Below are 26,016 nucleotides of genomic sequence, written 5' to 3'. Positions count from 1 at the left end.
GTCACATACCCAAAAGCTCTACGCAATTTAGCTCATAAGACAGATATGCCCAAAACGCGGCCAACAATAGGCTGGCGCCGACACAAATGATTGCAAAAACAGTTTTGCCAAATCGCCACAGGGCAAACGCTATGAGCATCCCAGAAAGCGCAATTGTCCAGCTTTCCGCGTCAAAATACGAAGCTCGCAAGCATTGGTCAAAGCTCATTCTACATACCGCTCTAGCTTTTCAAAATCCCAACTGGCCCAAGGCCATATCGTTACAGACAAATACCACCTGTTACTAACAACGTTCTTTCACACCCCCACCCTACAAAAAAGGCCCAGACCAAAAGGTCCGGGCCAATCTCATTCCATCATCCGCAGGGATCAGGCCGCTGCGCTGCCGCCCGGTTTGCCGCCGCCGCCACCGCGACGCCGCCGACGCGGGCCGCCGCCCGACGGTGCGCCGCCACCGGGGGCACCGCCGCCGGGACGTCCACCGCCGCCACCGCGACGACGACCGCCACCGGGTTTGCCACCCGGCTTGCCGCCCTTGGCGGGCAGGTCGACAGATTCCCACGCACGACCCGTGGCAATCGGGATCTTCACGCCCATGGTTTTCTGGATGTCACGCAGCTGATCAATCTCGTCCGGTGCGCAGAACGCCACGGCCGCACCGTCCTTGCCCGCGCGCGCGGTCCGGCCAATGCGGTGCACATAGCTGTCGGGCACGTTCGGCAGTTCGTAGTTATAGACGTGTTTCACGTCCGGAATATCCAGACCACGGGCCGCCACATCGGTGGCCACCAGCACCTTGATCTCGCCCGATTTGAACGCGGCGATGGCACGGTCGCGCTGTCCCTGGCTTTTGTTGCCGTGGATCGCGCCGGCGGCAAAGCCTGCCTTGTCCAGCATCCGGCTGAGTTTCTCCATCCCGTGCTTGGTGCGGCCAAAGACCAGCGCGCGCTCGTCGCGGTGCTTGTCCAGCAGTTCCATCAGGAATTTGGATTTCTCGGCCTTGGCGATAAAGTGCACCTCTTGGGTCACCTTGTCGGCGGCCTTGCCCGGAGGGTTCACTTCGATGCGGATCGGGCTGTTGAGATAGCTGTTGGCAATCTCGTTCATCAGCTTCGGCATGGTGGCCGAGAACAGCATGGTCTGGCGTTCCTTGGGCAGCACGGCCGCGATCTTGCGCAGGTCGTGGATAAAGCCCATGTCCAGCATCTGGTCGGCTTCGTCCAGCACCAGGAAAGTGGTTTCGCGCAGGTCCACGGCGCGGCGGTCCATCAGGTCCAGCAGACGGCCCGGCGTGGCGACCAGCAGGTCAACGCCACGTTCCAGACGCTTGATCTGCGGGTTGATCGACATGCCGCCCACAACCATCTGTGCCTTCAAAGGCGTGCCTTCGCAGAACCCCTTGAGGTTTTCCATGATCTGGTTGGCCAGCTCGCGGGTCGGTGCCAGCACCAGACCCCGCACGGTGCGCGGGTTCGGGCGGCCCTTCATTTCCAGCATCTGGGCGACCAGCGGCACGCCAAAGGCGGCTGTCTTGCCGGTGCCTGTCTGGGCCAGCCCCATCACGTCGCGCCCGTTCAGGGCGTGCGGGATGGCTTGGCGTTGGATCGGCGTCGGGTCTTTCAGACCCATTTCCGCCAGTTTCTTGACCAGCTGTTCAGGCAGGTCCATCATATCGAAATCGCTCATGTCATATCCTTGGCCGCACGCAATCGCGCACGGCATCACATTGAGGTGGGCGGCCGGAAAATCCGCAAGCGCAGGCCACATGCCAACGCCCCGTCCGGTCGCGTTGCCCCATGCGTGATATCGGGAACAGATGGGCGTCCGCTGGTCCTGACCTCCCCTTATCCCAAGGGTACGGTCGGCGGGTGTTTTCCCGCTCTTTCCTGTCTCTGCTCACGCGGCAGACGGTAACGCCTGTGGGGCACATGGACTTTTGCGGGGGATAAGTCAACCTTTGCCTCTGGCCCCTTTGGCCAAACAAAGTTAAACCAAGGTCCAGACTGCGCGCCCGAAGGCCGCTCAAGCGCACATCGACAAGGGATGCCCCCATGAGCCTACCGATCATCGCCCGCTGTGAGACAAAAGGCCTGCGCGTGACCGGCCAGCGCCGCGTGATTGCGCAAGTGCTGCAAGACAGCGACGACCACCCCGACGTGGAACAGCTGTATGCCCGTGCCTCGGCCATTGATGCGGGCATTTCCATTGCCACGGTGTACCGCACGGTCAAACTGTTCGAAGAGGCCGGCATTCTGGACAAACTGGAATTCGGTGACGGGCGTGCGCGCTATGAAGATGCCGAACGCGAACACCACGACCACCTGATCGACATGCAGTCGGGCGAAGTGATCGAATTTGTCGATGAAGAGATCGAAGCCCTGCAAGAGCGGATTGCCGCCAAACTGGGTTTTGAGCTGCGCGGTCACCGGCTTGAGCTTTACGGCGTGCCGTTGAAGAAATAGGGCGAAGGGGGCACTGTTGAAGTGCCATTAACTCACGGGATGGTACTGCGGTATCACCCCCTACCCGAATTGGACCCGACATGCCTGTTGATCGCGACCGCCCGCTTCTTGCCGTGTTGATTGACGCCGATAACGTGCCGGCCAAACACGCCGCCGCTATCTTGCGCGAAGTGACCACCATTGGCGAACCGGCCCTGCGCCGCGTGTATGGTGACTGGTCGACGGGGCGTCTGCGCAACTGGTCCGAACATGTTCTGTCTCTGGGGCTGGTGGCGCATCAGGAAACTGCGAACACATCGGGCAAGAACGCCAGCGACATCGGTCTGGTGATCGACGCGATGGACATCCTGCACACGCGTCGCTTTGACGGCTTTGTGCTGGTATCCTCGGACAGCGACTTTACCTCGCTTGCGAACCGTCTGCGCGAGGACGGGCTGACCGTGATCGGCATTGGCGAGAAAAAGACGCCCGAGGCGCTGCGCAACGTGTGCAACCGGTTCATCTTTATCGAAAACCTTGGTCCCAGCGACGAGGGCCCTGCCCCCGCCATGCGCGAAAAGTCACGCGATGCCTTGCCCCTGATCGAGGCTGCGATGGAAAAGATCGAACGCGAGGACGAATGGTATTCGCTGGGCCAGATCGGGCAGACCATCCAGTCGTCGCACCCCGATTTCGATACGCGCACCTATGGGCATTCCAAGCTGAGCGCGCTGGTGCGCGACATCACCGAAATCGAGACTCGCAGGGACGGCAACCAGCTGATGATCCGCCTGCAAGCCTGAGGCTCAGAGCACCAGATTGTCATCCTGCTCTTCGGCGCGGCTTTCGTCATGGGCGGCCAGCGCAATGCCGAAGGTCAGGATGCCAACACGTCCTGCGGTCATCAGCACAATAATGATCAACTTGCCCAGGTCTGTCAGATCGCCGGTGATTCCCGTGCTCAGCCCCACCGTGCCCATGGCCGACACCGCCTCGAACAGCAGCGATTCAAAACTGTGGCCGCTTTCGGTCAGCAACAGCAAGAACAACGCCACTCCGCACATGCCCGAATAATAGGCCAGCGAGGCCGTGGCCATATTCAGCTTTTCATCCGACACGCGGCGCTTGAAAAACCGCACGGCCTCGCGGTTCTTCAGCGTTGAACGGACCAGCCCCAGCAAGGCGGCAAACGACGTGGTTTTCAGCCCGCCCCCGGTGCCTGCGGGCGACGCCCCCACCACCATCAGCCCCATCAGGATCATCAGCACCGCCTGCGACATGCCGCTGATCGACACCGTGTTAAAGCCCACCGTGGTGCTGGCCGACATGGTTTGAAAAAACGACGCCATCAACCGTTCATCCGGCGGCAGGGCACGCAGTTCCGGTTCGGTCACGAACAGGATCAGCGTGCCCAGCGACAGCAACACCAGCGTGATGCGCACGATCACCTTTGACGTAAACCCCAACATCCGCGGCCGCCCCAGAATGGCCCGCCAGCCGTCAACAATAATCAAGAACCCCATGGCCCCGAACAGGCTGAGGATCGAGATCGCCAGATTGATACCCACGTGGTCGTGAAACTGCGTCAGCGAGTCGCCAAACAGGCTGAACCCCGCCGTGCAAAACGCTGAAATACTGTGAAAAACTGCCATCCACATGGCATCGGGAACCCCGGCCTGATGAAACATCAGATATAAGGCAGCCGCGCCGATCCCCTCGCAGATCAGGGTGAACCAGACCACGGAACGCAGGAACATCACCGGCGAAATGCCTTCGGGCAGGTTGAACGCCTGTCGCACGGTGTGGGTGCGCACGCGCCCCAGCCGGTGATAGACCGACAACACCGCGAAGGATCCGATGGTCATATAGCCCAGGCCGCCCGCCTGGATCAGCAGCAGCATCACCAGTTCACCGAACCGGCTGAAGCTGCCACCTATGGCCACTGTCGCCAGCCCCGTCGTTGACACCGCCGACACCGAGGTGAACAGCGTATCTATCGCCCCGACCGGCTGAACCTGTGATACCGGCATCGACAAGAATGCCCAGCCTGCCAACATGTAAGAGACATAGCCAAACAGCAAAAGCCGTGCGGGAGCTGCCTGCATCAGACCGATCCGACCGCGCAAGGCCAGCCGGATCACATTTCGTTTGATACCCACCACAGATGCCTTTTTGCGGTTTCCATCCAGAACGCTGCGTGGCGACGGCAGGTTCAGCTGATCCTGTCTGTTTTGCGCCTTGCAACTGCAACCGATTATCCCCATCCCCACGACAACACAAGAATGGGGTCGGACGTTGGACAATTTACGCGGTGCGTTGATCATGGTTCTGGCCATGCTGGGCTTTGCCATCGAAGACAGTTTTATCAAGCTTTTGTCGCTCGATATACCCGTGGGACAGATACTTGGCCTGCTGGGAATCGGCGGCGCGGCGATCTTTGCCGTCATGGTGCGCGCGCAGGATCAGGCGCTGTTTCCACGCACTGCATTGTCCGGCACGGTGCTGTTGCGCAACGCCGGAGAGCTGTTCGGCACGCTGGGTTTCGTTACCGCAATCGCGCTGATTCCCCTGTCCACGGCCTCGGCCATCTTGCAGGCCACGCCGCTGGTGGTCACGTTGGGGGCCGCCCTGTTTCTGGGGGATCCGGTGGGCTGGCGGCGCTGGACCGCGATCCTTGTCGGCTTTGCCGGCGTACTGTTGGTGATCCGCCCGGGTTTTGACGGCTTTGACATCCTGTCGCTGTTTGCCTTGCAGGGGGTCATAGGTCTGGCCATCCGCGATCTGGCGACACGGCGTGTGCCTGCAACAACTTCGTCCATGCAGTTGAGTTTTCTGGCCTTTCTTACGCTGGTGCCCACCGGGGCCGTTCTGTTGGTGGTCAGCGGCACGCCCCTGGTCCGCCCCGAACCGATGCACTGGTTGTTAATGGGGGGCGCCGTGGCCTTTGGCGTGGTGTCCTATTACGGGATCGTCGCGGCCATGCGCATCGGCGAGATCAGCTTTGTCACCCCGTTCCGCTATTCGCGGCTGGTGTTCGCGCTGTTCATCAGCCTGTTGGCATTTAACGAAAGCGTTGATTTGCTGACCTATGTGGGGGCTGCGATCATCGTGGCCTCGGGTGTTTATACGGTCTGGCGCGAACGCCGCATGGGCCGCAAAACCGCTGCGGGGCCGATCACACCCCTTCCCCTGCGCATCGACCCAAGTTATGAGGCTGGCGAGCCCAGCACAAAGGACATTTCCCAATGAGCACCATCATAGACATTCACGCCCGCGAAATCCTCGACAGCCGTGGCAACCCCACCGTCGAAGTCGATGTGATCCTGGAAGACGGCACAATGGGGCGCGCAGCCGTGCCATCGGGTGCCTCGACAGGCGCCTATGAAGCGGTCGAAAAGCGCGATGGTGACAAAGCCCGTTACATGGGCAAGGGCGTGCTGGAAGCCTGCGCGGCCGTCAACGGCGAGATCGCCGAGGCGCTGGTGGGCATTGATGCCACCGAGCAGGTCGAGATCGACGAGATCATGATCGAACTGGACGGCACCGAAAACAAAAGCCGTCTGGGCGCGAATGCCATTCTGGGCGTGTCACTGGCCGCTGCCAAAGCGGCTGCCGATTATTGTTCGCAACCGCTGTACCGCTATGTCGGCGGCACCTCGGCGCGCGTGCTGCCGGTGCCGATGATGAACATCATCAATGGCGGCGAACATGCCGACAACCCCATCGACATTCAGGAATTCATGATCATGCCGGTGTCGGCCACCAACATCCGCGAAGCGGTGCGCATGGGGTCCGAAGTGTTCCACACCCTGAAAAAAGAACTGTCCGCCGTGGGCCTGTCCACCGGCATCGGCGACGAAGGCGGCTTTGCGCCCAACATCAGCTCATCACGCGACGCGCTGGATTTTATCCTCAAGTCGATTGAAAAAGCAGGCTACAAGCCCGGCGAAGACATCTATCTGGCGCTGGATTGTGCGGCGACCGAATATTACCGCGATGGCAAATACGAACTGTCCGGCGAAGGCAAATCGCTGACCTCGGACGAAAACGTGGCCTATCTGGCAGCGCTGGTGAACGATTACCCGATCATCTCGATCGAGGACGGCATGTCCGAAGACGACTGGGACGGCTGGAAGGCCCTGACCGAAGTGCTGGGCGACAAGGTGCAGCTGGTGGGTGACGATCTGTTCGTGACCAACCCCGTGCGTCTGGCCGACGGCATCGCGCGCGGTTGCGCGAACTCGATGCTGGTCAAGGTCAACCAGATCGGCAGCCTGACCGAAACGCTGAAAGCCGTCGATATGGCGCACCGTGCGGGCTATACCAACGTGATGTCGCACCGCTCGGGCGAGACCGAGGATGCCACCATTGCCGACCTTGCTGTTGCCACCAACTGCGGCCAGATCAAGACCGGTTCGCTGGCACGGTCCGACCGGCTGGCAAAATACAACCAGCTGATCCGCATCGAGGAAGCGCTGGGCGAGACCGCCGAATTCGCGGGCCGCAGCATCCTGCGCTGAATGCCCCTGACGATCCGCCCCGCCCGGTTCCCGGACGATGCACAGGCGCTGGCGCGCCTGTGCTGGGGCTATCGCGATCTGCTGGCGGCGCGCTGTGCCGCGACGCCGGCAATTGTCGACACCTACTATTCCCATGACAGCTATGGCGCGCTGATCGACGATCTGCCGCGCATTCATGCCCGTCCTGCGGGCAACATCCTGCTGGCCGATCTGGACGGCACGGTCGTGGGCTGTGCGATGTATTACCCGCTGACCCTGCCCGCCACCTGCGAGATCAAACGTGTCTTTGTCAGCGACAGCGCGCGCGGGCATGGCGCAGGCAAGGCATTGATGCGCGCCGCAATGCAGCGCGCCCGCGCCGATGGATACGACCGCATGGTGCTGGACACGATGTATCTGCTGACCGAAGCCATTGCACTGTACGAGGCGCTGGGCTTTGCCCCCTGTGCGCCGTTCTATGACCCCGATCCCGCATTTGCGCCGATCCTGCGGTTCTACGATCACCCGCTTTAGACTGCTGCCCTAGCGCTCAGTCGCTTGGTGCGTTGGGATCGTAATCGTGAAGGTGGTGCCGACGCCCAGCTCACTGACATAATGAATGCTCCCGCCGTGACGCAGCATCAACTGCTTCGAAATGTGCATACCCAAACCGCTGCCGTAGACCTTTTTCGTATCTGTGGCGTCCACTTGGGTAAACCGGCCGAACACCATCTCCTCGGAGCCCGCCGGAATGCCCGCACCGCTGTCCTTGATCGAGACATAGGCCATGCCCGCTTCGACTGACAGGTTTACCTCGACGAAGCTGTTCGGGTTCGAGAACTTCACCGCATTGGACAAAACGTTCACGATCACTTGTTGCAAACGGTCGGCGTCGGCCTGGATGACCACCCTCTCAAGATGTTTCTGGTACAGGATCTTGATGTTCTTTTCGGGCAGAAAGGTCTCCATGCCGTCAACCGCATCCAGAATAATCCCGTTCAGATCACAGTTGTCCAGTTGCAACCGAAAATCCGAGCTTTCCAGCCGCTGTGTTTCCAGAAGGTCATTGACCAACTTGCCCAGCGTTGCCGCGTTCTTGGTTGCCAGTTCAAGCAGTCTTTCGGCCTGTTCGGGCGAGGTTTGTGTACGATTGCGCGTCAGCAGCTGCAACGATCCATTGATCACCGTCAGAGGCGTGCGCAGCTCGTGGCTGACGGTTGCGAGGAACTGGTTTTGCAACCGTTCCGAGTTGATCGCACGGTCGGCAGCGATTTTCTGGATCGTGACGTCGACAAAGGACACGGCCCACCCCAAAAGCCGTTGACCACGCCCCAGCGACATCGGATAGGCGCGCGGCACGAAATAGCGCCCGCCGTTCTCCACCTCCATCGTTTCGGGCAAGTGTTTTTGGGAGATCAATATTTCAAACACCCGGCCCATGCCGTCGATGTCGGACAAAGCCCCTTTGGCAATGCCCTGATCGTGCATCAGCTGTTTCGCTGAATGGTTTGTTTCAAGCAACGTGCCATTTGCATCCACAACGAAAATCAGCTCGCGCGAGTTGTAGTACAGCAGATCACGTGCAATCGCGGTCACATCCACCCAGCGGTTGTCGATGATCATCCAGCCGACCAGTCCGATCGAGAAGGCAAAGGAAAGCGGCGTGGGATCCATCCCGAAAACCATGACACCGAAGATGATGTAGGACAGGTTGAACACAATCGGGATCGCGGTGACAAAGAACAGCTTCTTAAAGAAGCCTTTGACAGCCGGATTGGCCGCACGCACCGCACGCGCCACAATCACGCAACTGGCCAGAATGATCGCGTACAGAAAGGCAATCGCCACAAAATACAAGGGCCCGTGGTCATAGATGACAAACGACGTATCGCCCTGAACCACCAACCGCGTTTGCGCGCCGTACAAAAGGCCATGGAACCTATTTGTCGTTGCAGCAACCAAGATGTAGAAGGGGTGGAAAATCACTCCCACGATCACGACCGCGCGACCAACTTTTCGGCTAAGCGCAAATTCGTACAAAAAGAACGACCAGGCCGTGGGCATCAATACGATGGACGGCCACGCCAGCTCCGCCCAGAGCACCTTGCACGCCTGGCTTGGAACTGAAACCTCCATCGCAATGGCAACAAGCCAGCCCAGCATGCCAATGTTGGTCAAAAGAAACCACCTGTGGCCGGGCAATCCCTTGTTCCCGCGCGCCCACAGGATGACACAGCACACCACAAAGGCGGTCGCCCCCACCAACTGTACGGCGGGAAGGCTTATATCGACACTAAAGCACTGAAAGAATTGGGTAAAAATACCGAGTTCCTAAGCCAAATTAAACTTTCACAAAAAACATAGCAAGGTCGCCAAGTCGGAAGGGTTGCCCCTGATTTTGACTAATATTCTCTCCTGGACTTCACAACCAAAAATTGTGTTATTTTAATTGAACCCTCGCTTTAGGCGAGCTTTCAGGCAGCCCGTGCGCAGCATGCTTTTTACCTGTGCAGCCATCCACGGACCAAAAACTTGAAAATCTGTACCACATCTTCTGGACGAAAATATGGCTAGGCGGGCTTTTGAAACCGCTGCGGACCATATGGCGCGATCAAATCGCTTTGGTGGTTGCTCAGCGGCTTGTCCAGCACCCCTGCCGCCACCAGTTCGCCCGCCAGCGGGGCCAGCGTGATACCCGAATGCATCACTGCCATATGCAGCCCCCCGGGGCCGCAGGGGCCCATCACCGGCAACCCGTCCTGCGGCACGGGGCGCATGGCCAGCGTCACCTGTTCCCAGCGCAGGGCCACCTCGGGCAGCAAGGCTTGCAGACGCGCCATCGCGGTATCGGCCATCAGGTCGGGGCGGTCGCTGATGCGTTCGGCGACGTCGGACTGGTGGCTGGCAGCGGTCGGCGCGATGATGCGCCCCGATGCGTCCTGACGGAACTCTTGCCCGGGTGCGGCCATCACATGCGACAGCACAGGGGCCACAGGCGCGCTGCGCAACAACAGACCGGGGCGCGACAGCATCGGCAGCGCCACACCGACCGTGGCCAGCAATTCGGTGCTGCCGGTACCACCACACACCACCACGCGATCGGCCGGAATCACCCCTTGGTCAATGCGCACGCCACAGACCACACCGCCGCGCGTCTCGATCCCCAAGGCCTGCACGCCCAGCATCAGCCGCGCCCCCGATCCAGTGGCCGCGTCAATCAACACCTGCGCCAGCGGGACGGTTTCGGCCACGCCCTCGGTGTCAAAGGCCAGAGCGCGTTCCGGCGGGTGCGCCACCTGCGGTTCGCGCGCGGAAAACCCTGCGCGGTCAATGATTTCAACGCCATAGCCCAAGGCCACAAGATCCGCCGCCTGCGCCTCCAGCGCGCCGCCCTTCTCTTCCCAGCACAGGCAGCCTGTCCAGCGCACCGGCGCCAGATCCATCTGCGCGGCCAGCCGGTGATAGGCTGCCATGCTTTCACGACGCAGCCGGAAATGCGCCGCATTCGCGTGAAAACTGGCGTTGATCCAGCCAAAGGACCGCCCCGTCGCCCCTGCGGCCACGCCTGCGCCGTCGATCACAGTCACCTGCGCCCCGCCAAGGGCCAGTTGATAGGCCACCGACGCACCGATAATCCCTGCTCCGACAACGACAACTTTCATGGATCACCTCTTGGCCCTGTTCGCGCCGCACCCTAAACTCTTGGCATGACACCGCAAGAGATCATTGCCCACCTGAACCTGTCGCCCCATCCCGAAGGCGGTCATTACCGCCAGACGTGGGTGGCCGATGGCATTGGGCGCCCCAGCGGCACCTGCATCTATTTCCTGCTGCAAGCGGGCGAGCGCAGCCATTGGCACCGCGTCGATGCGACCGAAATCTGGCTGTATCACGCCGGTGCGCCGCTGGAACTGCGCCTGTCGGCCACGGATGCAGGCCCTGCGGTGACCCATCTGCTGACCCCCGACCTGCGCGCAGGCGCGCCGCAAATCATCGTGCCACAGGATCATTGGCAATCGGCGCGCAGCACCGGCGGGCACACGCTGGTGTCCTGCACTGTCTCTCCCGGGTTTCAGTTCGAGGGGTTTACGCTGGCCCCGCCCGGTTTCGACATCCCTGACGCGAATTAATCCGGAAAGCTCAGCGTCCCGCCCGCCACCGAGGCGCGCACGCCCGTGGTGCCGGGGCAAGAGGTCGGCAACCGCCGCGCCACGCGCACGGCAAGATAGGCGAACGCCTGCGCTTCCAGCATATCACCGTCCAGCCCGACATCCTCGACAGGCCGCACGGGACAGTCCAGCGACACCGACAGCATTTGCATCAGGACAGGGTTCTTGCGCCCGCCACCGGTCACCAGAACCTCGGTCGGGGGCTGCGGAGAATGCTGCATCGCCTCGGCCACGCCGGCAGCCGCCATCGCCGTCAGCGTCGCGGCGGCATCGGCATCCGACAACTCGCCCACCAGCGCGATCATCTCGGAAAAATCATTCCGGTCCAGAGATTTGGGCGGAATGCGTGCAAAATAGGGTTCGGCCAGAAACAGCTCAAGCGCGCCGGTGGCCACATCGCCCCTGCGCGCGACCTTGCCGCCCTCGTCAAAACCGACACCAAGCCGCGCCATCATCAGATCGTTCAGCGGCGCGTTGGCGGGGCCTGTATCAAACGCCAGCAAAGCCCCCGGCACATCCGGCGCGTCAAAGCGGGGATCGACAAAGCTGATGTTGCCCACACCACCCAGATTCAAAAACGCCACCGGCGCGTCACGGTTCAGATATCTGGCACAGGCAAAGTGGAAGAACGGGGCCAGCGGTGCCCCCTCGCCGCCCATTTCGACATCGGCGCTGCGGAAATCCCAGACCACCGGCACGCCAAGCGACGCGGCCAAAGCGCCGCCATCACCCACCTGCAACGTTCCACGCATGCGCGGCGCGTGGGCCAGCGTCTGACCGTGAAAACCGACCAGATCAACGTCGGAAAATTCTGCCAAAGCCTGAACATGGGTGTCCTGAACCACCTGCGTCGCGGCTTCAACCTCGGCCCCCTCCCAGCGGCCCAAAGCCGCGCCAATCACCCGCTGTTCGTCGGCGGAATAGGGTCTGTACCCGCTCTCGCCAAAGCGCGTGATGGTCACACCATCGGTCTCGATCACCGCCGCATCGACCCCGTCCAGCGACGTGCCGCTCATCGCGCCCAGTGCCCGTATCGGCACGCCTGCCTGCCTGACCTTGTTCATCGGTCTTTTCCTTTGCCCTTTAGGCCCCTATAGAGTGCCCCGCACAGATGTCATAGGACAAGTCACATGTCGTACAAACCCCGTTCCGAATTTCTCAACGTCATGCAACAGCGCGGCTTTGTCGCCGACTGCACCGACTATCAAGGGCTGGACGAAGCCCTGATGAGCGGAACACGCGCCGCTTATATCGGGTTTGATGCGACGGCCAAGTCGTTGCACGTGGGGTCGCTGATCCAGATCATGATGCTGCGCTGGTTCCAGAAAACCGGCCACCAGCCGATCACCCTGATGGGCGGCGGCACGACCAAGGTGGGCGATCCGTCGTTTCGCGCGGACGAACGCCCGCTGCTGGGCCCCGAGCAGATCGACGAGAATATTGCAGGCATCCGCAAGGTCTTTGCCGCCTACATCGACTATGACAGTGGCGCGGACAATGCTGCCATGATGCTGAACAACGCCGAATGGCTGGACGGGTTGAATTACCTCGATTTCCTGCGCGATATCGGGCGGCACTTCTCGATCAACCGGATGCTGTCCTTCGAAAGCGTCAAGTCGCGGCTGGACCGCGAACAATCCCTGTCGTTCCTTGAATTCAACTACATGATCCTGCAAGCCTATGATTTCATGGAACTTCACCGCCGCTATGGCTGTGTGTTGCAGATGGGCGGCAGCGACCAGTGGGGCAATATCGTCAACGGCATCGACCTGACCCGCCGCGTGATTGACGGCGAGGTTTACGGGCTGACCTCGCCGCTGTTGACCACCAGCGACGGCAAGAAGATGGGTAAAACCGCAGGCGGTGCCGTCTGGTTGAACGGTGACATGCTGTCACCCTATGAATTCTGGCAATTCTGGCGCAACACCACCGACGCGGACGTAGGCCGGTTCCTGAAGCTCTACACCGAGCTGCCCGTCGACGAATGCGACCGTCTGGGCGCGTTGCAAGGGGCCGAGATCAACGCGGCCAAGGCGCTGCTGGCCACGGAGATCACCACGCTGCTGCACGGCGCGGCGGCGGCCAAGGCGGCAGCAGACACCGCCCGCGAGGTCTTTGAAAAAGGTGGCGTGGGCGATGACCTGCCCACCCTGACCCTGACGCGCGACGAGCTGGGCGATGGCATCTCCATCGTACAACTGATCGTCAAATCGGGACTGGCCGGTTCGGGCAAAGAGGCCAAGCGCCTGATTTCCGAAAACGGCGCCCGTCTGGACGATGCGCCGCTGACCGATGCGGGCCTGATGATCGACGCGGGCGCGCTGTCGTCCCCGATCAAGCTGAGCGCGGGCAAGAAACGGCATGCTCTGGTGCAACTGGGCTAGAACATAAACGCCTCCACCAGGGTCAGAATCGCAAACGTCGGGATCGACAAGCCCGTCGCCAGTAAAACGGCGGCGGAGCGTGTCATGCGCGGAGCGGTGGCGGTGATGCCGTAGACTGGTTTTTTCATACAGCCATTAACCATGGATTAAGTTTCCATGCGGTTAATGCCTGCATGTTTGATTGTACCGTTGATTGTTCACCCGCCCCCTTGATGCAAAGCGCGGGATTCGAGGCTGCCCTGCGCGCCTGTGGTGCCGCCCCCGTGCGGCTGGACTGTGGCACGTTGATGTTGCGGCGCAGGGTGGCCGGCATTCCCGTTGCCATGCTGCCCCGTGCCACGCTGGGCGATGCCGCAACCACAGTGGCACTGGCCCGCAGCGTCACCCGCGCACCGCTTCTGATCTCACCGTTTTCGCCAAGGGATCTGTCCGTGCAGGGGGCGCTGCCGCTGGTCAGCCCCGCGCGGCAGGCCGCGGTCCGGCTGCACGCCGACCCCGAAACGATGTACGCCGCTTTGCACGGAAAATGGCGTAACCGGCTGAGACACGGTGAAAAATCTGGCCTGCGCGTGCGCCATTGCGCTTTGCCGCCGCGCTCTGATCACTGGTTGCTGCGCGCGGACGCCGCCCAGCAACGCGCACGCGACTATCGGGCCTGGCCCGTGCCACTGACCTTGGGCTTTGCCGCCACCACACCGCAGGCTGCCATCTTGTTCGAGGCTTTTCAGGGGGCTGATCCTGTCGCAGCACTTCTGGTCCTGCGCCACGGCGCCACCGCCACCTATCACATTGGTCACACGACCGACACGGGCCGCTCGGCCTCGGCGCACAATCTGTTGATGTGGTCGGCAATGTGCTGGTGCGCGCAAAATGGGCACCACTGGCTGGATCTGGGGCTGATCAACACCGAAACCCACCCCGGACTGGCGCGATTCAAACTGGGCACCGGTGCCGAAGTAAAACCGCTGGGCGGCACATGGCTGCACTGGCCGCCCCTGCGCCCGCTGCGCAGACTGGCGCGGCTGGACCGCAAAAGAATGGCCCCACCCTCTTGACCCAGTCGGGCGTCGCCTCTCAAAGACAAACTTGCAGACAATACGCGAAAAAATGGCAGCTGGCGCAACTGTCGCCGGAAATCCGGCAAGGCCGCATCAGGCCTCGGCCTTTTCTTCCAGCAACAGCCACTCTTCCTCGGCTTCTTGCAGCTTTTCGTGGCGTGCCACCAAGGCATCGGTGGCTTTCTGGAACTTCACCGGCTCGCGGGTGAACAGCTCGGGATCGCTCATCAACTCTTCGAGCTTGGCAATCTCGGCCTCCAGCCGTGCGATTTCCTTGGGCAGCACGTCAAGCCGGTGCTTTTCGGTAAAGCTGAGCCCCGATTTCGCAGGGGTCGCAGCCGCCGCCGCAGTTTCGCGCGCCGCTGTCTGGCGGGATTTCACAACGCTGCCCGCGAAATCATCCTGATCCCGCTGCGCCATGTAATCCGACCAACCGCCCGCATAGACGGTCGCCTTGCCCTTGCCTTCCAGCGCGATGGTGGTCACCGCCACGCGGTCCAGAAAATCGCGGTCGTGGCTGACCAACAGCACGGTGCCGTCATATTGCCCCAACAAGTCCTGCAACAGGTCCAGCGTTTCCACGTCCAGATCATTGGTCGGTTCGTCCAGCACCAGCATGTTGCTGGGTTTGGCCATGATTTTGGCCAGCAGCAGCCGCGCCTTTTCCCCGCCCGACAGCGACCGCACCGGCGCACGCGCCTGTGCCTCATCGAACAGGAATTCCTTGAGATAGCCGATCACATGCTTTGGGTTGCCACGCACCATGACCTGATCGGCCTTGCCGCTGACGCGCATGTCGGGGTCGCCGGTCAGCGAATCCCACAGGCTCATGTCCGGGTCCAGCTGTGCGCGCGCCTGATCGAACAGGGCAATCTCCAGATTGGTGCCCAGCTTGATGGTGCCGCTGTCCGGTGTTTCCTTGCCGATCATCATGTTCAGCAACGTGGTTTTCCCCACGCCGTTGGGGCCGACCAGCGCAATCCGGTCGCCACGCATGACAGTGATGTCAAAGGGGTTCAGGATCACCTTGTCCCCGTAAACCTTTGTAATTCCTTCCGCTTCGATCACCTTGCGGCCCGATTTGGTGCCCGCATCCAGCGCCATGGCTGCCGCGCCCTGACGGTTGATCTGCGACGCCCGCTCGGCGCGCAATTCGCCCAGGGCACGCACACGGCCCTGGTTGCGCTTGCGCCGCGCGCTGATGCCTTCGACCGCCCAACGGGCCTCGGCCTTGATCTTGCGGTTCAGCTTGTGGCGCTGCATGTCCTCGTCTTCCCAGACCTTGTCGCGCCATTCCTCGAAGTGCTCAAAGCCCTTCTCCTGACGCCGTACAACGCCGCGGTCGATCCACATCGTCGCTCGCGTCAACGCACGCAGGAATGCACGGTCGTGGCTGATGATCATGAACCCGGCACGGGTCTGCTTCAGCTCGTTTTCCAGCCAGCCGATGGCCTCGATGTCCAGGTGGTTGGTCGGCTCGTCCAGCAGCATCAGCTCCGGCTCTTCCGCCATCAGCCGTGCCAGCGCCGCGCGCCGCCGTTCCCCGCCCGAAGCCGTTTCAACCGCACGCGCAGGGTCAAATTTCAACCCCTCGCCCGCGCGTTCCACCTTGTACAACTCTCCCTCGTCCAGCGTAGCCGAGGCGAAATCACCCAAGGTGGCATAGCCCGACAGGTCCGGATCCTGCTCCATATAGCCAACCGACACGCCGGGTCCGGCGATGACCTCGCCCTTGTCGGGTTCGACCAGACCGCCGGCAACCTTCATCAAGGTCGACTTGCCCGAGCCGTTGCGCCCGACCAGCGCCAGACGGTCGCCCGGCTGGACGATCATCGACAGGTTCTCGAACACCGGATCGCCTCCGAAGGTCAGAGAAATTTCATTCAGTTGCAAAAGGGGTATACGTGCCATGGCAGCCATCTATGTGCAGCCCGTGTCGCGGTCAACGGGCAGCGCGCATGGCGCAGAAAATAACTGCTCTCGCCCCTTCATCTTGCCAGATAAACTCCGGGGAGCCCGAGGGGCCGGCCCCTCGGTCTTATCAATCTGGGGGCTGGCCCCTCGGACCTATCAACTGGGGGCCACCCCCTCGGATTTATTATCTCGCGGGCCCGTCCTACCCCGCCACCGCCCGCAGCAGTTTCTTGCGCGCGGGGGGAATCGCCCCGATCTCGACGCCGGTAAAGACATGCAGCGTGTTCATCTGCCGGTCCACCACCGCATGATCGCTGACCCAACCGCCCATCAGCAGGTAGGTCTTCAACAAGGGCGGCATCCGCAGCATCGCCTTTTTCAGATCCGGCTTGCGCCGCAGCTTGGCGGCAAAGCGGAACACATCCGGCGCCTTGACCCTTGGCAGCCAGCGTTTTGGCCCCAGATGGCGCGCCTTGAGCACCGCGAAAGCATCCAGATACTGCTCGGTCTCGGTGCCTGCAAAAGACGAACATCCAAACAGCATTTCCACGCTCTCACGGTCGACATAGGCGGTCATCGCCCCCCACGCCACGCGCAGCACATCAGGGTCGCCACAATCGGGATGCACGCAAAACCGCCCCATCTCGACCATCTTGCCCTCAAACGCCGCCAGCGCACTCAGCTCGTAGTACTGCGCTGAATAGCTGCGTAAAATCTCGCTTCCGCTCAGGGGCAACATGCGAAAACAGGCCACCAGCCGGTCGGTGGCGACCTCGTGAATCAGGATATGGGTGCACAGCGGATCAAAGGCATCAACATCCTCGTCCTTGCCAAAGCACAAGGCGCGCAGCACCTGTGACTGGGCAACCGCTTCGGGGCCGGTTGCCACGCTGGCAGCATAGCGGCCACGGTGCAAAGAAATCATGCAAGCCTCCACATATCGTGGCGGCCCGCCACGGGTCAGCCGCCCAGCCCGGACGGGCCGATGCGCCCGAGGTTCCCCAGAAGCTGGCGCAGGAAGGTTTTGTTGGATACTGCGCTTTCGCTCACACGGCGGGTCAGCGGCACGACCTGCCCTTTTTCCAGACCAAAGCGTTCGATGTTGCTGACCACCCCTGCACTGTCAAAGCTGATTGCCAGCACCTGACGGTCGATTTCGGTTGGTGCCCTGAAGCCATAGCTGCGCATCCGGCTGCGCACATAAAAATAGTCGCCCCCGTTCACAACGCCGCTGGCCCCGGGAGGTCCGACCGTTTCCTCGACGCTGGCACGGGTGTCCACGCCCACAACAATCTGGTTCAAATCATCTTCGGGCGGAATGTACCCGTGATTGCGATAGCTTGCTGTACAAGCCCCCAAGGTCAGGCACAGCAGGCCGATACCTGCGATCCGTGTGATGGAACCTATTCCCATTATGTGCCCTTCTGTGGCCTTGCGGTTGCGGCTTTCGCTCTGGCTTACTAAATGAACGGCTCCGGTTCAAGAAACGAAAGCGTCTTGCGATATGTCCGCCACCCCACCATCCGCCACCGCGCTGCGTGTGTCCAGCCTGCCGCAAAACGCGCCCAAGCTGTTTGCTCTGCTGCCCAAGCCCGCAGAAATGCAGGACATTGCCGCCGAGCTTGGCCTGTTGGGGCTGCGCAAGTTGCGCTTCGAGGGCCAGATCGAGGCGATGGGCCGGGCCGACTGGCGCCTGACCGGCAAGATTGGGGCCACTGTGGTGCAGCCCTGTGTCGTGACCCTGCAACCGGTGACCACGCGCATTGATGCACCGGTTGAGCGTATTTTCCTGAAAAGCTTCACCACGCCCGAGGGCGAGGTCGAGGTCGAAATGGACGAAGACGACCGCACCGAGCCTTTGGGGGCATGGATTGATCCCGCTGCGGTGATGGTCGAAGCGCTGAGCCTGAACCTGCCGCTTTATCCGCGCGCACCGGATGCAGCGCTTGAGCAGACCGTGTTCACCGAGGACGGCCTGAAACCGATGACCGACGAAGACGCACGCCCCTTTGCCGGCCTGGCCGCCCTGCGCGGACAGCTTGACGCCAGCGCCCAGACAGAGGAAGACAGCAGCGACGAAGACGGGTCGGACAAGCCCGACTAGCCGACGAAAAGAATCAGGTTGCGCGCACCTGAATTCGCAGTATTTTGCCGCCCTCTTGGAAATTAGGGTTGGACATGGGAAGCGCCGCATTCTAAACGCTGCCAAACGCTGCATGCACCAACGTAACCGACACCCCCTGCACTGCGCAGGGCCGCACAGACAAAAAGGCCGAGCACATGGCTGTTCAACAGAACAAAGTATCGAAATCGCGTCGCAACAACCGTCGCGCGCACGATTCGCTGACGGCAGCGAACCCAAATGAATGCCCGAACTGTGGCGAGCTGAAACGCCCGCACCACATCTGCGCATCCTGTGGTCACTATGACGATCAGGAAATCGTTGCCCTGACCGACGACATCGATCTGGACGAAGACGCAGCTTAAGTCAGAAATACGGGACAGGCACGCATTATGACGGTCTCCAAAGACCAGAAGAGCTTTGCGGCCACGTCCACAATTCTGTCTGTTGACGCCATGGGTGGCGATCAGGGCCCGGCAGCTGTAGTTGCCGGGCTTAGTCTGTTTGCCAAGAAAGACCGTGACACGCAGTTCATCCTGCATGGGCCCGTTGCGGTGTTGACTGATCTCGTTGCCAAACGGCGCAATCTGGAAGGCCGCTGTACCATCATCGACGCCCAGGGTGTCGTGACAATGGACGACAAGCCCAGCCAGGTGGTGCGCCACGGCAAGGACACGTCGATGTGGTCGGCCATCGAATCGGTGCGCGACGGCACCGCGGATGTGGCCGTAAGCTGCGGCAATACCGGGGCGCTGATGGCGCTGTCGATGATCCGGCTGCGCAAGCTGCCCGGCGTGAACCGGCCCGCGATTGCGGTGCTGTGGCCGTCGCGCACCCCCCAGGGTTTCAATGTGATGCTGGACGTGGGCGCCGATATTCGCGCTGACGCCGATGATCTGCTAAGATACGCGCTGATGGGCGCCTCTTACGCGCGCAACGGCATGAACCTGCAACGCCCCCGCATCGGCTTGCTGAACGTCGGCACCGAGGATCACAAGGGCCGTCAGGAACTGAAAGACGCCAACGAACTGATCCGTGATTATCAGAACACGGCCGATTTCGACTATGTCGGCTTCGTCGAAGGCGGCGACATTCAGGGTGACATCGCGGATGTGATCGTGACCGACGGCTTTACCGGCAATGTCGCGATCAAGACCGGCGAAGGCACGGCCAAGCTGATCGGTGATCTGCTGAAAGAAGCGTTCAAATATACGATTCTGTCGCGCGTGGCCTCGTTGCTGGCGCTGACATCGCTGCGCCGTTTGCAAAAACGCATCGACCCGCGTGGCAAAAATGGCGGCGTTTTTCTGGGCTTGAACGGCACGGTTGTAAAATCGCACGGCTCCGCCGATGCTTTGGGTGTGGCAGCGGCGATCACTCTCGCAGCACAACTGTCCCAATCGCACTTCAATACAAAACTTGCCGCGCGCGTTGCTGCCGTGCTGCCGCAGGAAGACCCGAAAAATGAAGGAGACACCGCATGACCCTAAGAGCCGTGGTTACAGGTGTCGGGCATTTCCTGCCCGAGCGGGTCGTGCCGAACGCTGAATTTGAAAAGACGCTGGACACGTCGGACGAATGGATTCGCGCCCGTTCCGGCATTGAAAACCGTCATTTCGCCGGCGAAAACGATACAACCTCGTCGATGGCCGTGGCCGCCGCAAACGCCGCGTTGGCTGATGCAGGCTGCACGGCTGAAGATGTCGATGCGATCATCGTCGCCACCTCGACCGCCGATCTGACCTTTCCCTCTGCCGCCACCATGGTGCAGGCCGGTCTGGGTATGACGCGCGGTTTTGCCTTTGACGTACAGGCCGTCTGTGCCGGATTTGTCTATGCGCTGGCCAACGCCAGTGCCTTGATTGCCTCGGGTCAGGCCAAGCGCGTGCTGGTCATCGGATCGGAAACCTTCAGCCGCATCATGGACTGGACCGACCGGGGCACCTGCGTGCTGTTCGGTGACGGTGCAGGCGCGTTGCTGCTTGAGGCGCAAGAAGGCACCGGCACCAGCGCCGATCGTGGTATTCTGGCAACCGACCTGAACTCGGACGGGCGTCACAAGGATCTGCTTTATGTCGATGGCGGGTCCAGCACCGGCACCACCGGCTATCTGCGGATGCAGGGCAATCAGGTGTTCCGCCATGCGGTCGAAAAGCTCGCCTCGACCGCGCAAACCGCAATGGATCGCGCCGGCGTGACGGCCGAAGATGTCGATTGGATTGTGCCACATCAGGCCAATATCCGCATCATTCAGGGCACCGCGAAAAAGATGAACATCGGCATGGATCGTGTCGTTGTCACCGTCCAGGACCACGGCAATACCTCGGCGGCGTCGATCCCGCTGGCGCTGTCGGTGGGCAAGCAACGCGGCCAGATCAAACAGGGCGACCTGTTGGTCACCGAAGCCATTGGCGGCGGTCTGGCCTGGGGCGCTGTCGTCCTGCGCTGGTAAAGTCCTCGAATCCTTGCGATTCTCCGCTTGGGAACGGGACAGAACAAGTCATTGATATTGACTCGGAAATTCCATGCCCCCTATTGTTGGTCAAAACATGGGGGACGACATGTCTGACAAAACTTTGACGCGGATGGACCTGAGCGAGGCCGTTTTCCGCGAAGTAGGCCTTTCGCGCAACGAAAGTGCGCAACTGGTTGAAAGCGTGCTTGAACATATGTCCGATGCGCTGGTGGCCGGTGAACAGGTCAAGATTTCATCCTTTGGCACCTTCTCTGTGCGCAGCAAATCGGCGCGCGTGGGCCGCAACCCCAAGACCGGCGAAGAGGTTCCGATCAACCCGCGCCGCGTTCTGACGTTCCGTCCGTCACATCTGATGAAAGACCGCGTCGCTTCGGGCAACAAGTCGTAAACCATGTCAAAGTCGCCTGACGCGTTCCGCACCATCTCGGAAGTGGCCGATTGGCTGGGCGTGCAGGCACATGTGCTGCGGTTCTGGGAAAGCAAGTTTTCGCAGGTCAAACCGGTCAAGCGCGCAGGCGGGCGGCGTTATTACCGTCCCGCCGACATGCTGCTGCTGGGCGGCATCCGCAAGCTGTTGCACGATGACGGCCTGACGATCAAAGGCGTCCAGAAGATCTTGCGCGAACAGGGCATGGCCTATGTGTCCGACCTGTCGCTGCCGCTTGACGACGAGACGATGGAGGCCATCGACGCCGCCACACCACCGACGGCAGCGCCCCCCTTCTTCGACCCGCCGCCCCCCATGCCCGAGCCCAAGGCGGGCGAGGTTGTCGAATTCCCGCCCGTCACACCACCAGAAGCGTCGGACATGCAACCCGAAGCAGCACCAGAGCCTATGGCCGAAGCTCCGGCGCTTGAGATGCCGGAGGCCGCTGATGCTACAGAAATGACATCAGACGAGGCGTCGGACAGCCAGCCACCTCAGGACAAACCCGAAGCATTTGATGCGGCCCTTGCTCCGGCAACGCCGGATGACGTTGCTGACCCCGCAGACGCAGAAGACCCACAGCCATCCGGGAATGAAGCCCTTGATGCTGCCCCGCCTCCGCTGACACCGGATGACGTGGCTGAACATGAAGAAACGGCAACCGTCGAATCCGATGACTCGCAACCATCAGAAAATGAAGCCCTTGCTGCCGCTCCGTCTCCGGTAACGCCGGATGACGTGGCTGAACGTGAAGAATCGGCAACCGTCGAATCCGATGACTCGCAACCATCAGAAGATGAAACCCTTGCTGCCGCCCCGCCTCCGGTAACGCCGGAGGACGTGGCTGAACGTGAAGATTCGACAACCGTTGAATCCCATGACACGCCCCCCTCAGAAGGCGAAGCCCTTGATGCGGCACCCGCATCTGCAACGCCACCGGACGCACTGACAGAACCACAGCAAGAGGCGCAAGACAAAGTCTTTGACGACGCCGCCCCGATACACAGCATTGATTCGCAAGAAAATTCCGAATCTGCGACGGAAACCGGTGAGGCCGAGAGAGAATCCCCAGAGGTCGCCGCAGCCGAGGACGTCATGCCAGCACAGGACGATGCGCCTGTCGAAGCAGGCACAGACCCTGAAACACAAGATGAACCCGACGATGAGCCCGCCGACGATCAAGCCGTGCCTGCCTTCCTCAGCACGTCCAAAATGGCAGAAGACACGCCAATCCAGGACAAACCCGAGGCTCCGGCCCCCAAACCGCGTGTCATAGATGCGCCCGATCCTCCGGCCGAGGACCAGATTGACGCGCAGGCCAGCACGCTCAGCGCGCTTGCCCGTGTCAAACGCCTTGCCCCCGAACAGCAAGAATCGCTGCGCCCGCTGCTGGCGCAACTGACGGCTTTGCGCGACCGGATGGCCGCCGGACCCAAACCGCGAAGTTAAGAGTGACTCTTTGCCAATTTACCCTTGCAGCACCCGTCAAATCGGGTATGAACCCCATCAAGTCGGGCTATGGCGCAGCCTGGTAGCGCGTCCGTCTGGGGGACGGAAGGTCGCAGGTTCGAGTCCTGCTAGCCCGACCAACAACACACCGCCCGGCCCTGCATGGGGTTCGGGCGGTTTGTGCATCTGAAGGGCGAATATTATGACCGGCGTGATTCCCAACCAGCAGATTGAACAGATGATTGCGCAGGGTGCCCTGTCGGGCGATCCCGCGATCATTCCCGCCCAAATCCAGCCTGCCAGCCTTGACCTGCGTCTTGGCACTGTCGCCTACCGCGTGCGGGCCTCTTTCCTTGCGGGCCACGGCGCAAAGGTTTCCGACCGGCTGGGCGAATTCGAGATGCATCGCGTTGACCTGTCGAACGGCGCGGTTCTGGAAAAGGGCGCGGTTTATGTCGTCCCCCTGATGGAATCACTGGCCCTGCCCGACGGCATTCAGGCCGTGGCCAATGCAAAATCCTCCACGGGCCGTCTGGACCTGCTGACCCGTCTTATCACCGATGGCGGCACCGAATTCGACCGCATCGCGCCCGGCTACACCGGCCCGCTTTACGCCGAGATTTGCCCGCGTTCGTTCTCTGTCCTCGTCCGCCCCGGTATGCGGCTGAACCAGATCCGGTTCCGCGACGGTCAGGCCGTGCTGAACGACGACGCCCTGCGCGCCCTGCACGCCGATCAGGTGCTGGTGGACGGCGAAGCAATGATCGACGACGGTCTGGGCTTTTCCGTCGATCTGCGCCCTGCAAGCGGCACGCTGGTGGGCTATCGTGCCAAACCGCACACCGGCGTGATTGATCTGGACAAGATCGGCCACTACGACCCCGCCGAATATTGGGAAGAGGTGCACAGCGCCACCGGCCAGATCATTCTGGACCCCGGCGCGTTCTACATTCTGGTCAGCCGCGAAGCGGTGCACATCCCGCCTGATTGCGCCGCCGAAATGGCCCCCTATCTGGCGATGGTGGGTGAATTCCGTGTGCACTACGCGGGTTTCTTCGATCCCGGCTTTGGCCATGACGCCGCAGGCGGCGCCGGTTCGCGCGGCGTGCTCGAAGTGCGCTGTCACGAAGCGCCCTTTGTGCTGGAACACGCGCAGATCGTCGGGCGACTGGTCTATGAGAAAATGGCCGAAGTGCCTACGCAGCTTTACGGTGCGGGCATTGCGTCAAACTATCAGGGTCAGGGTCTGAAGCTGTCGAAACATTTCAAAACGCCCTGATCCCAACGGCTTACATCTTGCCCAGACGCTTTGCCACACGCGCCGCTTGCCGCGCCTGACGGACCTGTTGTTTGGTCATGCCGTTACCTTGGCCGTTGCCACCTTGACGTGGACGTCCGTCCTGCCCAGTGGGCTGACCATATTCATCCACCTCGGCGTCACCCTGCTTGTGCCGCCCGCCCATCTTGCTGGCCCCCTTGATGCCCGCATCAATGCCTTTGTTGATGGCTTTGCGCATGACCAGTTTGATGATCATGTTGAGTATCTGATTGACGTTCATTGCCGTCTCTCCTGCTGCTTTACACCCTATATAGCAGTGAATGCGGCGAATTTCAGGTTTGTCTCGCCTCAGTCCTCGAAAAGTTCGCTTTGACCCTCGGTGCTTTCGTCCTCGTCATCGTCACGCAGCACGTCGCCACCGGGCGGCGGGCGGTTTTCCAACAGGCCCGCAGCACGCAGTTCTTTCAGCCCCGGCAGATCGCGCGCGCTTTCCAATCCAAAGTGGTCCAGGAAATTCTGCGTCACCACGAATGTCACGGGCCGCCCCGGTGTCATCTTGCGACGCCCGAAACGAATCCATTCCAGTTCCAGCAATTGATCCACCGTGCCACGGCTGACGCTGACACCGCGGATTTCCTCGATCTCGGCGCGGGTGACGGGCTGGTGATAGGCGATGATCGCAAGGGTTTCGATGGCGGCACGGCTCAGCTTGCGGGTTTCGACGGTTTCCTTTTGCATCAGAAAGCCCAGATCGGGGGCCGTGCGTATGGCCCAGGCGTCGCCCACCCGCGTCACGCTGACCCCGCGCCCCTCGTAGCGTTTGCGCAAATGCACCAGCGCCTCGGCAGGGTCGCAGCCGTGGGGCAGTCGCGCCTCAAGCTCGCGCACGGTGATCGGCTCGGTGGTGGCAAACAGGATCGCTTCAACCATGCGTTCCTGTTCACCCATGGGGGGTGCTTCGAACAGGCTTTCTTCTTTCTGGTCAATATCTTCCGACAAAAACTTAATCCTTCTTGCGCAACTGGATCGGCGCGAACATTTCCGATTGCCGGATCTCCAGATGCCCTTCCTTGACCAGTTCAAGCGAGGCCGCAAAAGTCGCCGCCGTGGCCGAGCGTCGGCGCACCGGATCCCCGTCCCAGCCGTCCGGCAGATAAGAGGAAATCTCGGTCCAGTCGCCCGCATAGCCGATCAGCCCACGCATCCGCTCCAGCGCCTGCTCCATCGTGAAAACCGAGTCGCGGTCCATCACAAAGGGGCGGAAATCGTCGCGGGTGCGGATACGGGCATAGCCCTGCATCAGGTCCAGCAGCGTGGCCGAATAGGTGACCTTGCGCACGCGCGTCACCATTTCCGACTGCCCCCGCGCAAAGAAATCGCGGCCCAGCTGGTCGCGCGCCATCAACCGTGCGGCGGCATCGCGCATGGCCTGCAACCGCTCCAGCTGAAACGCCAGGTGTGCGGCCAGTTCCTCGCCCGATGGCCCCTCTTCGGTGGGATCGGGCGGCAACAGCAAACGGGATTTCAGAAAGGCCAGCCAGGCGGCCATCACCAGATAGTCGGCAGCCAGTTCCAGCCGCAGCGCCTTGGCCTTTTCCACAAAGGCCAGATACTGGCGGGCCAGCTGCAACACGCTGACCTTGCGCAGATCGACCTTTTGCGTACGGCTGAGTGTCAGCAAGAGGTCCAGCGGCCCTTCAAAGCCGTCGACATCCACAATCAGCGCCTCGGCTGCAAGCCGTTCGCTGACGCTGACCTTGTCTTCTTCGAACAGATTTTCAGCCATGCGCAATCGCGC

Annotated in this window: 28 protein-coding genes and 1 tRNA gene; 16 read left to right on the top strand and 13 right to left on the bottom strand. The window is 61.3% G+C overall.

Annotation, left to right across the window (positions count from 1 at the left end; all coding sequences use genetic code 11):
* Nucleotide 1 precedes the first annotated feature (1 nt).
* Together DSM107133_RS08845 and DSM107133_RS08840 are read right to left on the bottom strand one after the other, a co-directional pair.
* Nucleotides 2-208 (bottom strand): hypothetical protein, encoded by a 207-nt coding sequence (locus tag DSM107133_RS08845; protein ID WP_114295639.1) that lies wholly within the window; start codon nucleotides 206-208, stop codon nucleotides 2-4.
* A gap of 161 nt (nucleotides 209-369) precedes the next feature.
* Nucleotides 370-1,686, bottom strand: coding sequence for a DEAD/DEAH box helicase (locus DSM107133_RS08840; RefSeq protein ID WP_114295745.1), 1,317 nt, complete (start codon nucleotides 1,684-1,686; stop codon nucleotides 370-372).
* Nucleotides 1,687-2,051: 365 nt separating this feature from the next.
* Between DSM107133_RS08840 and DSM107133_RS08835 the strand changes: the two genes are divergently transcribed.
* Both DSM107133_RS08835 and DSM107133_RS08830 read left to right on the top strand, forming a co-directional pair.
* Complete coding sequence (locus tag DSM107133_RS08835) at nucleotides 2,052-2,462, top strand: Fur family transcriptional regulator (RefSeq protein WP_114295640.1); 411 nt, start codon at nucleotides 2,052-2,054, stop codon at nucleotides 2,460-2,462.
* 80 nt (nucleotides 2,463-2,542) lie between these two features.
* Entirely contained in the window at nucleotides 2,543-3,244 is a 702-nt protein-coding gene (locus DSM107133_RS08830; RefSeq protein WP_114295641.1) for an NYN domain-containing protein, read from the top strand.
* Between the two features lie 3 nt (nucleotides 3,245-3,247).
* Here DSM107133_RS08830 and DSM107133_RS08825 read toward each other — a convergent pair whose 3' ends face one another.
* On the bottom strand, nucleotides 3,248-4,600 hold the full coding sequence (locus DSM107133_RS08825) for a potassium transporter TrkG (protein WP_240310703.1): 1,353 nt from the start codon (nucleotides 4,598-4,600) through the stop codon (nucleotides 3,248-3,250).
* 136 nt (nucleotides 4,601-4,736) lie between these two features.
* Here DSM107133_RS08825 and DSM107133_RS08820 point away from each other — a divergent pair, with 136 nt between their 5' ends.
* From DSM107133_RS08820 to DSM107133_RS08810, 3 genes are read left to right on the top strand one after another with little or no spacing between them, the layout of a single operon-like run.
* The gene (locus DSM107133_RS08820; protein WP_114295642.1) at nucleotides 4,737-5,690 is read left to right on the top strand and encodes a DMT family transporter; all 954 of its coding nucleotides are present in this window, start codon (nucleotides 4,737-4,739) and stop codon (nucleotides 5,688-5,690) included.
* Nucleotides 5,687-6,961 carry a phosphopyruvate hydratase gene (eno, locus tag DSM107133_RS08815; protein ID WP_114295643.1) on the top strand — a complete coding sequence of 425 codons (1,275 nt, stop codon included), beginning with the start codon at nucleotides 5,687-5,689 and terminating at the stop codon, nucleotides 6,959-6,961. Before DSM107133_RS08820 ends, eno begins: the two co-directional genes overlap by 4 nt.
* Nucleotides 6,962-7,474, top strand: a complete 513-nt coding sequence (locus DSM107133_RS08810) for a GNAT family N-acetyltransferase (protein WP_114295644.1) — start codon at nucleotides 6,962-6,964, stop codon at nucleotides 7,472-7,474.
* A gap of 9 nt (nucleotides 7,475-7,483) precedes the next feature.
* Here the strand turns inward: DSM107133_RS08810 and DSM107133_RS08805 are convergent, their stop codons facing one another.
* Both DSM107133_RS08805 and DSM107133_RS08800 read right to left on the bottom strand, forming a co-directional pair.
* Nucleotides 7,484-9,181, bottom strand: coding sequence for a histidine kinase N-terminal 7TM domain-containing protein (locus DSM107133_RS08805; protein WP_240310714.1), 1,698 nt, complete (start codon nucleotides 9,179-9,181; stop codon nucleotides 7,484-7,486).
* A gap of 329 nt (nucleotides 9,182-9,510) precedes the next feature.
* Nucleotides 9,511-10,602: an FAD-dependent oxidoreductase gene (locus DSM107133_RS08800; protein ID WP_114295646.1), complete on the bottom strand. Its 1,092-nt coding sequence runs from the start codon at nucleotides 10,600-10,602 to the stop codon at nucleotides 9,511-9,513.
* A 45-nt stretch (nucleotides 10,603-10,647) separates the two neighbouring features.
* Between DSM107133_RS08800 and DSM107133_RS08795 the strand changes: the two genes are divergently transcribed.
* On the top strand, nucleotides 10,648-11,070 hold the full coding sequence (locus DSM107133_RS08795; protein WP_114295647.1) for a cupin domain-containing protein: 423 nt from the start codon (nucleotides 10,648-10,650) through the stop codon (nucleotides 11,068-11,070).
* Here the strand turns inward: DSM107133_RS08795 and DSM107133_RS08790 are convergent.
* The gene (locus tag DSM107133_RS08790; RefSeq protein WP_114295648.1) at nucleotides 11,067-12,173 is read right to left on the bottom strand and encodes an anhydro-N-acetylmuramic acid kinase; all 1,107 of its coding nucleotides are present in this window, start codon (nucleotides 12,171-12,173) and stop codon (nucleotides 11,067-11,069) included. The genes DSM107133_RS08795 and DSM107133_RS08790 overlap by 4 nt on opposite strands.
* Before the next feature lie 66 nt (nucleotides 12,174-12,239).
* Between DSM107133_RS08790 and tyrS the strand changes: the two genes are divergently transcribed.
* The gene (gene tyrS, locus DSM107133_RS08785) at nucleotides 12,240-13,493 is read left to right on the top strand and encodes a tyrosine--tRNA ligase (protein WP_114295649.1); all 1,254 of its coding nucleotides are present in this window, start codon (nucleotides 12,240-12,242) and stop codon (nucleotides 13,491-13,493) included.
* Here tyrS and DSM107133_RS24985 read toward each other — a convergent pair.
* On the bottom strand, nucleotides 13,490-13,621 hold the full coding sequence (locus DSM107133_RS24985; protein ID WP_275890980.1) for a hypothetical protein: 132 nt from the start codon (nucleotides 13,619-13,621) through the stop codon (nucleotides 13,490-13,492). The two genes, tyrS and DSM107133_RS24985, sit on opposite strands and share 4 nt — an antisense overlap.
* An 84-nt stretch (nucleotides 13,622-13,705) precedes the next feature.
* Here DSM107133_RS24985 and DSM107133_RS08780 point away from each other — a divergent pair, with 84 nt between their 5' ends.
* Nucleotides 13,706-14,548, top strand: coding sequence for a GNAT family N-acetyltransferase (locus tag DSM107133_RS08780; protein ID WP_240310704.1), 843 nt, complete (start codon nucleotides 13,706-13,708; stop codon nucleotides 14,546-14,548).
* A gap of 96 nt (nucleotides 14,549-14,644) precedes the next feature.
* On the opposite strand, the gene DSM107133_RS08775 is transcribed toward DSM107133_RS08780, so the two are convergent.
* From DSM107133_RS08775 to DSM107133_RS08765, 3 genes are all read right to left on the bottom strand, one after another.
* Complete coding sequence (locus tag DSM107133_RS08775) at nucleotides 14,645-16,462, bottom strand: ATP-binding cassette domain-containing protein (RefSeq protein ID WP_114295747.1); 1,818 nt, start codon at nucleotides 16,460-16,462, stop codon at nucleotides 14,645-14,647.
* A gap of 205 nt (nucleotides 16,463-16,667) precedes the next feature.
* A complete protein-coding gene (locus DSM107133_RS08770; protein ID WP_114295651.1) occupies nucleotides 16,668-17,390 on the bottom strand; it encodes a GNAT family N-acetyltransferase in 723 nt (240 codons plus the stop codon).
* Nucleotides 17,391-17,425: 35 nt separating this feature from the next.
* Nucleotides 17,426-17,878 (bottom strand): outer membrane protein assembly factor BamE, encoded by a 453-nt coding sequence (locus DSM107133_RS08765; protein ID WP_114295652.1) that lies wholly within the window; start codon nucleotides 17,876-17,878, stop codon nucleotides 17,426-17,428.
* A 91-nt stretch (nucleotides 17,879-17,969) separates the two neighbouring features.
* Between DSM107133_RS08765 and DSM107133_RS08760 the strand changes: the two genes are divergently transcribed.
* The 8 genes from DSM107133_RS08760 to DSM107133_RS08725 all read left to right on the top strand — a co-directional run bounded on the left by DSM107133_RS08760 (nucleotide 17,970) and on the right by DSM107133_RS08725 (nucleotide 24,218).
* Nucleotides 17,970-18,569: a DUF177 domain-containing protein gene (locus DSM107133_RS08760; RefSeq protein WP_114295653.1), complete on the top strand. Its 600-nt coding sequence runs from the start codon at nucleotides 17,970-17,972 to the stop codon at nucleotides 18,567-18,569.
* A gap of 176 nt (nucleotides 18,570-18,745) precedes the next feature.
* The gene (gene rpmF, locus DSM107133_RS08755) at nucleotides 18,746-18,952 is read left to right on the top strand and encodes a 50S ribosomal protein L32 (RefSeq protein WP_028956368.1); all 207 of its coding nucleotides are present in this window, start codon (nucleotides 18,746-18,748) and stop codon (nucleotides 18,950-18,952) included.
* Nucleotides 18,953-18,979: 27 nt separating this feature from the next.
* A complete protein-coding gene (plsX, locus tag DSM107133_RS08750; protein WP_114295654.1) occupies nucleotides 18,980-20,071 on the top strand; it encodes a phosphate acyltransferase PlsX in 1,092 nt (363 codons plus the stop codon).
* Nucleotides 20,068-21,039: a beta-ketoacyl-ACP synthase III gene (locus DSM107133_RS08745; RefSeq protein WP_114295655.1), complete on the top strand. Its 972-nt coding sequence runs from the start codon at nucleotides 20,068-20,070 to the stop codon at nucleotides 21,037-21,039. The genes plsX and DSM107133_RS08745 overlap by 4 nt, the downstream gene beginning before the upstream one ends.
* 109 nt (nucleotides 21,040-21,148) lie before the next feature.
* Nucleotides 21,149-21,451 (top strand): integration host factor subunit alpha, encoded by a 303-nt coding sequence (gene ihfA, locus DSM107133_RS08740; RefSeq protein WP_114295656.1) that lies wholly within the window; start codon nucleotides 21,149-21,151, stop codon nucleotides 21,449-21,451.
* Between the two features lie 3 nt (nucleotides 21,452-21,454).
* Entirely contained in the window at nucleotides 21,455-22,939 is a 1,485-nt protein-coding gene (locus DSM107133_RS08735; protein WP_240310705.1) for a MerR family transcriptional regulator, read from the top strand.
* A 63-nt stretch (nucleotides 22,940-23,002) separates the two neighbouring features.
* Nucleotides 23,003-23,079: transfer RNA gene (locus DSM107133_RS08730), tRNA-Pro, on the top strand.
* Nucleotides 23,080-23,141: 62 nt separating this feature from the next.
* Nucleotides 23,142-24,218 (top strand): 2'-deoxycytidine 5'-triphosphate deaminase, encoded by a 1,077-nt coding sequence (locus tag DSM107133_RS08725; RefSeq protein WP_114295657.1) that lies wholly within the window; start codon nucleotides 23,142-23,144, stop codon nucleotides 24,216-24,218.
* 10 nt (nucleotides 24,219-24,228) lie between these two features.
* Here DSM107133_RS08725 and DSM107133_RS08720 read toward each other — a convergent pair whose 3' ends face one another.
* The 3 genes from DSM107133_RS08720 to DSM107133_RS08710 form a co-directional block, all read right to left on the bottom strand.
* Nucleotides 24,229-24,498, bottom strand: a complete 270-nt coding sequence (locus DSM107133_RS08720) for a hypothetical protein (RefSeq protein WP_114295658.1) — start codon at nucleotides 24,496-24,498, stop codon at nucleotides 24,229-24,231.
* A 68-nt stretch (nucleotides 24,499-24,566) separates the two neighbouring features.
* On the bottom strand, nucleotides 24,567-25,217 hold the full coding sequence (gene scpB, locus DSM107133_RS08715) for an SMC-Scp complex subunit ScpB (RefSeq protein WP_240310706.1): 651 nt from the start codon (nucleotides 25,215-25,217) through the stop codon (nucleotides 24,567-24,569).
* A 4-nt stretch (nucleotides 25,218-25,221) separates the two neighbouring features.
* A complete protein-coding gene (locus tag DSM107133_RS08710) occupies nucleotides 25,222-26,004 on the bottom strand; it encodes a ScpA family protein (RefSeq protein WP_114295659.1) in 783 nt (260 codons plus the stop codon).
* Nucleotides 26,005-26,016: the final 12 nt, after the last annotated feature.

The organism is Pseudosulfitobacter sp. DSM 107133, assembly GCF_022788695.1.
In the GTDB taxonomy this organism is placed as follows: domain Bacteria; phylum Pseudomonadota; class Alphaproteobacteria; order Rhodobacterales; family Rhodobacteraceae; genus Pseudosulfitobacter.
The sequence above is the reverse complement of the archived record's forward strand: the minus strand, read 5'-3'. Positions and strand labels throughout refer to the sequence as shown.

Excerpts from the sequence above, each read along its gene's own strand:
- DSM107133_RS08845 (WP_114295639.1), bottom strand. The coding sequence starts at position 208 with ATGAGCTTTGACCAATGCTTGCGAGCTTCGTATTTTGACGCGGAAAGC.
- DSM107133_RS08840 (WP_114295745.1), bottom strand. The coding sequence starts at position 1,686 with ATGAGCGATTTCGATATGATGGACCTGCCTGAACAGCTGGTCAAGAAA.
- DSM107133_RS08835 (WP_114295640.1), top strand. The coding sequence starts at position 2,052 with ATGAGCCTACCGATCATCGCCCGCTGTGAGACAAAAGGCCTGCGCGTG.
- DSM107133_RS08830 (WP_114295641.1), top strand. The coding sequence starts at position 2,543 with ATGCCTGTTGATCGCGACCGCCCGCTTCTTGCCGTGTTGATTGACGCC.
- eno (WP_114295643.1), top strand. The coding sequence starts at position 5,687 with ATGAGCACCATCATAGACATTCACGCCCGCGAAATCCTCGACAGCCGT.
- DSM107133_RS08810 (WP_114295644.1), top strand. The coding sequence starts at position 6,962 with ATGCCCCTGACGATCCGCCCCGCCCGGTTCCCGGACGATGCACAGGCG.
- DSM107133_RS08800 (WP_114295646.1), bottom strand. The coding sequence starts at position 10,602 with ATGAAAGTTGTCGTTGTCGGAGCAGGGATTATCGGTGCGTCGGTGGCC.
- DSM107133_RS08795 (WP_114295647.1), top strand. The coding sequence starts at position 10,648 with ATGACACCGCAAGAGATCATTGCCCACCTGAACCTGTCGCCCCATCCC.
- DSM107133_RS08790 (WP_114295648.1), bottom strand. The coding sequence starts at position 12,173 with ATGAACAAGGTCAGGCAGGCAGGCGTGCCGATACGGGCACTGGGCGCG.
- tyrS (WP_114295649.1), top strand. The coding sequence starts at position 12,240 with ATGTCGTACAAACCCCGTTCCGAATTTCTCAACGTCATGCAACAGCGC.
- DSM107133_RS24985 (WP_275890980.1), bottom strand. The coding sequence starts at position 13,621 with ATGAAAAAACCAGTCTACGGCATCACCGCCACCGCTCCGCGCATGACA.
- DSM107133_RS08780 (WP_240310704.1), top strand. The coding sequence starts at position 13,706 with ATGCAAAGCGCGGGATTCGAGGCTGCCCTGCGCGCCTGTGGTGCCGCC.
- DSM107133_RS08775 (WP_114295747.1), bottom strand. The coding sequence starts at position 16,462 with ATGGCACGTATACCCCTTTTGCAACTGAATGAAATTTCTCTGACCTTC.
- DSM107133_RS08770 (WP_114295651.1), bottom strand. The coding sequence starts at position 17,390 with ATGATTTCTTTGCACCGTGGCCGCTATGCTGCCAGCGTGGCAACCGGC.
- DSM107133_RS08765 (WP_114295652.1), bottom strand. The coding sequence starts at position 17,878 with ATGGGAATAGGTTCCATCACACGGATCGCAGGTATCGGCCTGCTGTGC.
- DSM107133_RS08760 (WP_114295653.1), top strand. The coding sequence starts at position 17,970 with ATGTCCGCCACCCCACCATCCGCCACCGCGCTGCGTGTGTCCAGCCTG.
- rpmF (WP_028956368.1), top strand. The coding sequence starts at position 18,746 with ATGGCTGTTCAACAGAACAAAGTATCGAAATCGCGTCGCAACAACCGT.
- plsX (WP_114295654.1), top strand. The coding sequence starts at position 18,980 with ATGACGGTCTCCAAAGACCAGAAGAGCTTTGCGGCCACGTCCACAATT.
- DSM107133_RS08745 (WP_114295655.1), top strand. The coding sequence starts at position 20,068 with ATGACCCTAAGAGCCGTGGTTACAGGTGTCGGGCATTTCCTGCCCGAG.
- ihfA (WP_114295656.1), top strand. The coding sequence starts at position 21,149 with ATGTCTGACAAAACTTTGACGCGGATGGACCTGAGCGAGGCCGTTTTC.
- DSM107133_RS08735 (WP_240310705.1), top strand. The coding sequence starts at position 21,455 with ATGTCAAAGTCGCCTGACGCGTTCCGCACCATCTCGGAAGTGGCCGAT.
- DSM107133_RS08725 (WP_114295657.1), top strand. The coding sequence starts at position 23,142 with ATGACCGGCGTGATTCCCAACCAGCAGATTGAACAGATGATTGCGCAG.
- DSM107133_RS08720 (WP_114295658.1), bottom strand. The coding sequence starts at position 24,498 with ATGAACGTCAATCAGATACTCAACATGATCATCAAACTGGTCATGCGC.
- DSM107133_RS08710 (WP_114295659.1), bottom strand. The coding sequence starts at position 26,004 with ATGGCTGAAAATCTGTTCGAAGAAGACAAGGTCAGCGTCAGCGAACGG.